Source organism: Bradyrhizobium sp. LeoA1Lang, from assembly GCF_055413685.1.
The window spans coordinates 1-4056 of sequence record NZ_JBVAPG010000320.1 but is presented as its reverse complement, the minus strand read 5'-3'; the positions used below and the strand labels follow the sequence as shown (position 1 = coordinate 4056).

At 61.0% G+C, this 4056-nt stretch carries 4 protein-coding genes; 2 read left to right on the top strand and 2 right to left on the bottom strand.

The window, feature by feature from the left end:
• Positions 1–583: 583 nt before the first annotated feature.
• Positions 584–841, bottom strand: a complete 258-nt coding sequence (locus ACZYOF_RS42655; protein WP_130576921.1) for a hypothetical protein — start codon at positions 839–841, stop codon at positions 584–586.
• Between the two features lie 307 nt (positions 842–1148).
• A complete protein-coding gene (locus ACZYOF_RS42650) occupies positions 1149–2210 on the bottom strand; it encodes a Cj0069 family protein (protein ID WP_463719483.1) in 1062 nt (353 codons plus the stop codon).
• A gap of 182 nt (positions 2211–2392) precedes the next feature.
• On the opposite strand from ACZYOF_RS42650, the gene ACZYOF_RS42645 reads away from it, so the two are divergent.
• Together ACZYOF_RS42645 and ACZYOF_RS42640 are read left to right on the top strand one after the other, a co-directional pair.
• A complete protein-coding gene (locus tag ACZYOF_RS42645; RefSeq protein WP_028162923.1) occupies positions 2393–2671 on the top strand; it encodes a metal-sensing transcriptional repressor in 279 nt (92 codons plus the stop codon).
• Between the two features lie 41 nt (positions 2672–2712).
• Positions 2713–3933 (top strand): efflux RND transporter periplasmic adaptor subunit, encoded by a 1221-nt coding sequence (locus tag ACZYOF_RS42640; RefSeq protein WP_463719482.1) that lies wholly within the window; start codon positions 2713–2715, stop codon positions 3931–3933.
• Positions 3934–4056: the final 123 nt, after the last annotated feature.

Genomic DNA, 4056 nt, shown 5'->3' with positions numbered 1-4056 from the left:
CTCGACAACACCAGCTCGACGGTCTGGCGCTTGTATTCTTCGGTAAATGACCGACGTTGACGTTCCATTCAACACCTCCGGGCTCAATGAGCCTACTACAGGTGTCCACTCATTCGGAGGAGGTTCATTTCTGTCGCGCCAGTATGCTGACGGCTTTCAGCAGAGCCTCGCCCATGTCCGCCGCGTTGACGACGCCGACGAGTTCGCGCTTGCTCTCGGTGGTGTCTTGTAGGTGAATAGGTCGTTCGCTCGCTGTCCTTACCTTCGCCAACGTTCGCGGCGCGCAATGGACTTCCGCAAGGTATACCCAGCATGGGAAGTCTCTCGGGAGGCAAAAGCTGCTTCCAAGATGCGGTCACCGCTTCCGGTTGGTCGGGGGATGCATCACAGGAGCTTGCAGAGGAACCGCGCCAACGGTGCGTATCGGGGCAGGGTGCCCCCGTCGCTAGAGGAGTTTCTGGCGCCACGGAGGACAACCAGTGCAGATCCAGTTGTCGCTAGGATCACAGACCGCCTGTAGCGCAGCACAACGCTGTCCTCGCGCGGTGAGGCGGCGCGGGGATCATCTCGGCCCTTCACTCCATTACCTGGCGCAAGTTTTCTCAGCCGCCAGCGCCGCTTGCGCTTCTCCCTGCGTCGGGTGAGCCGTACCGATGACCTTCATGTTGTCACCAGGGGCAGGCTGGGCGTTGACAACTTTACATTTCATCGTCGCGGTATCTTGCGTCAGGTAGAACGACGCACCGGATGGCGGCGCTTGACCAGTAGTTCTGTCCTGCTGTGCGAATGAAGGGGCCGCGAATGCGAGAATAGCGAATGTCGCTAAGAGAACTTTGGTCATGGTGTCGACCTCCTAGCATTGGACACCGAGCAAATAGAGCCAGCCAACAAAGGTTCCACTTATAGCCGGCTTTTCTGGAAGCTGCCGGCCTCACAATCGTGGAGGACGAAGATGCGGTGTACACCACTGCCCATGGCCCGACGAGAAACAGGCGAAGTTGCTCCGAGGGAGGATCGTCGCCGAGCTTGCGAGGGACCATGGCACGCGGCCATTCGATCGGGCGCTCATCGAGGTCATGGCGCTGGACTCAAGGCAATGCCGTGTCGCTACGGGTCCGAGAGCAGAAGTGGCGCTTTCATCCTATTCCTTAAGTTCGCATAAGATGATCTCTAACGGTGATCGCGACCGCTGCTGGCGCCTCGTCGGGAATGGCAAAGCATGAACTCACGTTGATTTCGCAGAGGACGTAGGTATCGCGGCCGGACTTGTCGCGCGGGCCATAGAGGAAATCCGCGTCCCAGATGACCGGGAGCGAGGGTCCATCGATGCCGAGCGTTTCCAGCATTTGTGGTGTCCATTCGTCTTCCATCAATCGTCGCAGCGCCTGGAACGACGGGGCGTCGGGCCCGTGCATGATCCGTGGCCCGGGTTGCGCTTCCGGCGCATCCAGGCCTTCCGGCGGCGGCGGTATCAAGGCCTTGATCAATTGATGTCCAAACCCGGCGACTTTAGATCCGCTCATGTAGCAGCGGATCATCCCTTCCGGCAGGCGCGGCTGGAACGGTTGATCGATGATGCAGCCTCCCCACCCGAAATATGGCTCGCAGCGAACGATGAAGGCCTCCAGCGGTATGTCCTCAGGCAGGCTACCGCGTTGGGCGTGCAGCACCCGCACTGCGGCGTCGGTATCTGGCAGAGACTCGACCTTCCAAACGCCTTGGCCTGCATTGCCTCGGTTTTGTTTGAGCACGCGTGGACCGTTAGCCCGCAGGCGCGACGGGAATTCAGCGCGGAAAGCAGCGGCGCTGTCGTAACGATGCGTGTCGCCGCCCCAACCGAGATGGCGCGTTCGGTAAAGCACCTCCTTGACCCCCATCTTCAGGATGACATCGGGATGTGCGCTCACCCAGGGGCCTCTTGCCGCAACCTCCCGCAGCAACTCATCGAGCGCCGCGCGCGTCTTCCCTTCATGAATGGGATTGACCCAGACAAGGACTCCATCGACCGCAAGCAATTGGTCGCGAACCGCATCAGCGAAGATTTCGTCGTAGATGACGGGGCGGGCCTCGACGCCAACTGAGGCTAGGGCCTCGAAGACGCGGACAAAGCGGCTATTCTCTGGGGTCGCGTTTCGACGTGCGGCAGCATCTCCGCGCGAAAGGATGGCGACAGCGTTATGTAGAGAGGAGGTGTTTCGTTCGGTGTTCATGCGCAAGCTCCACGACGAATCGCGTGTCGCGCAGAGCTTGGACCGAAAAGTCTGACGGGGAGTCTGCTTTTCCCCACTGAATAAGTTTACGCGACCTTATCCGCTCGTTGCAAGCTGTCGATTGCTGCCTTGAAGCGATTCGGAGCTTGCGGTTATCCCCTCCAGGGGGATAGGGTATGAACATGGCAAACGAGCACGTCCACGAAACCCACCCCGAGATCGTCAAGCGGCTGCGGCGCGCCGAAGGACATCTGCACCGGGTAATCGAGATGTTCGGCGAAGGCCGATCCTGCCTCGACCTCGCCCAGCAACTGCATGCCGTCGAAAAGGCGATCGGCGAGGCCAAGCGGACGCTGATCCATGATCATGTCGATCACTGCCTGGATGCCGCCGCGAATGGATCCGCGAAATCGACCAAGGGCGTGTTGGCCGAGTTCAAGGCCATCTCGAAATATCTTTAGCGCGATGCATCCGATTTCTTCGCGCCGGATCAGAGACTTCGATGGCTAATCGCTCCTTCATTGCAGTCGTCGCCTTTCTGGCGGGCGCCGCCGTCGTGGCGCTGATGCCGGACGTTTCGACCAGGCTGCAGCGCACCGTTGGTATCGCGCCGGGCATTGTCCCGACGCAGGCGAATGGCAGGTCTGGACAGGCCGCGCCGAAAACGCCCGTCGTTGCCATGGACGACGATCGGATCAAGCTGGCGCACATCGACTTGGCAACGGTCGGTCCTGGGATGGTCGCAAAACGCCTGGCCGTACCGGGGACGGTGATTCCCGATGCGGGCCGCGTGTCCCATGTCTCGGTGAAGCTATCGGGGACAGTGGCCGAACTGCGCAAAAATATCGGTGATGACGTCACCAAGGGTGATGTGCTTGCCGTTCTTGAAAGCCGCGAAGTGGCGGACGCCAAGAGCGAGTATCTCGCCGCCCGTCTTGCCAACGAGTTGCAGCAGGACCTCACCTCACGCGACAAGGCGCTGTGGGAAGGGCGAGCCGTTCCGGAGCAGCAATACATCAAGTCGCGCAATGCCGCCGCGCAGACCGAGATGCGCCTCAACATCGCTCGCCAGAAGTTGCTCGCATTGGGCGTGGCGGCGGACGAAATCGCCGGCCTGCCGCAATCCCCAGACGCATCGTTGCGCAGCCAGAACGTCCGCGCCCCGGTTTCGGGGCGGCTTGCCGAGCGCAAGGTCGAACTTGGCGCGGCGGTGGGGCGCGACAATCTCGAGACCGAGTTGTTTGTCATTGTCGATCTCAGCCGCGTCTGGGTCGAGCTGTCTGTCTCTTCGGCCGACCTGCCGCAGGTCAGGGAGGGTCAGTCGGTGCGCGTCTCGGCGCGCGGATTGCCGGAGACGGCAACGGGCAAGATCGTGTTCGTCAGCCCATTGCTTGACAAGGAAACCCGGACCGCCCGCGTCGTGGCGGCGCTGGACAATACGAATGGATATTGGCGTCCGGGATCGTTCGTCACGGCCGCGATCGCACTGAGCGAGCGTGACGTCGGCGTCGTCGTGCCCGCAACCGCGATCCAGAACGTCGATGGCGGAAAGGCGATCTTCGTCCGCAACAAGGACGGGTTCGAAAAGCGCAGTGTCGTGCTTGGCGAGCAGGACGGGCAGTCCGTCGAAATCGCCTCCGGTATCGCTGCCGGCGAGACCATTGCCGTCTCGAACACGTTCTCGCTCAAGGCGGAACTCGCAAAACCCCGCGACGAGGACTAGGCTGTGTGGACTCTTGGGATTCTCAAATCAGACGGAACGTGATTCAAGGCTTTCTTTTAGGAGGAAGCCTTGGGGGTTCTGGATCGGCTCGTTCTGAACGACACGCAATGGGACCGTATCTCC

Excerpts from the sequence above, each read along its gene's own strand:
- ACZYOF_RS42655 (WP_130576921.1), bottom strand. The coding sequence starts at position 841 with ATGACCAAAGTTCTCTTAGCGACATTCGCTATTCTCGCATTCGCGGCC.
- ACZYOF_RS42650 (WP_463719483.1), bottom strand. The coding sequence starts at position 2,210 with ATGAACACCGAACGAAACACCTCCTCTCTACATAACGCTGTCGCCATC.
- ACZYOF_RS42645 (WP_028162923.1), top strand. The coding sequence starts at position 2,393 with ATGGCAAACGAGCACGTCCACGAAACCCACCCCGAGATCGTCAAGCGG.
- ACZYOF_RS42640 (WP_463719482.1), top strand. The coding sequence starts at position 2,713 with ATGGCTAATCGCTCCTTCATTGCAGTCGTCGCCTTTCTGGCGGGCGCC.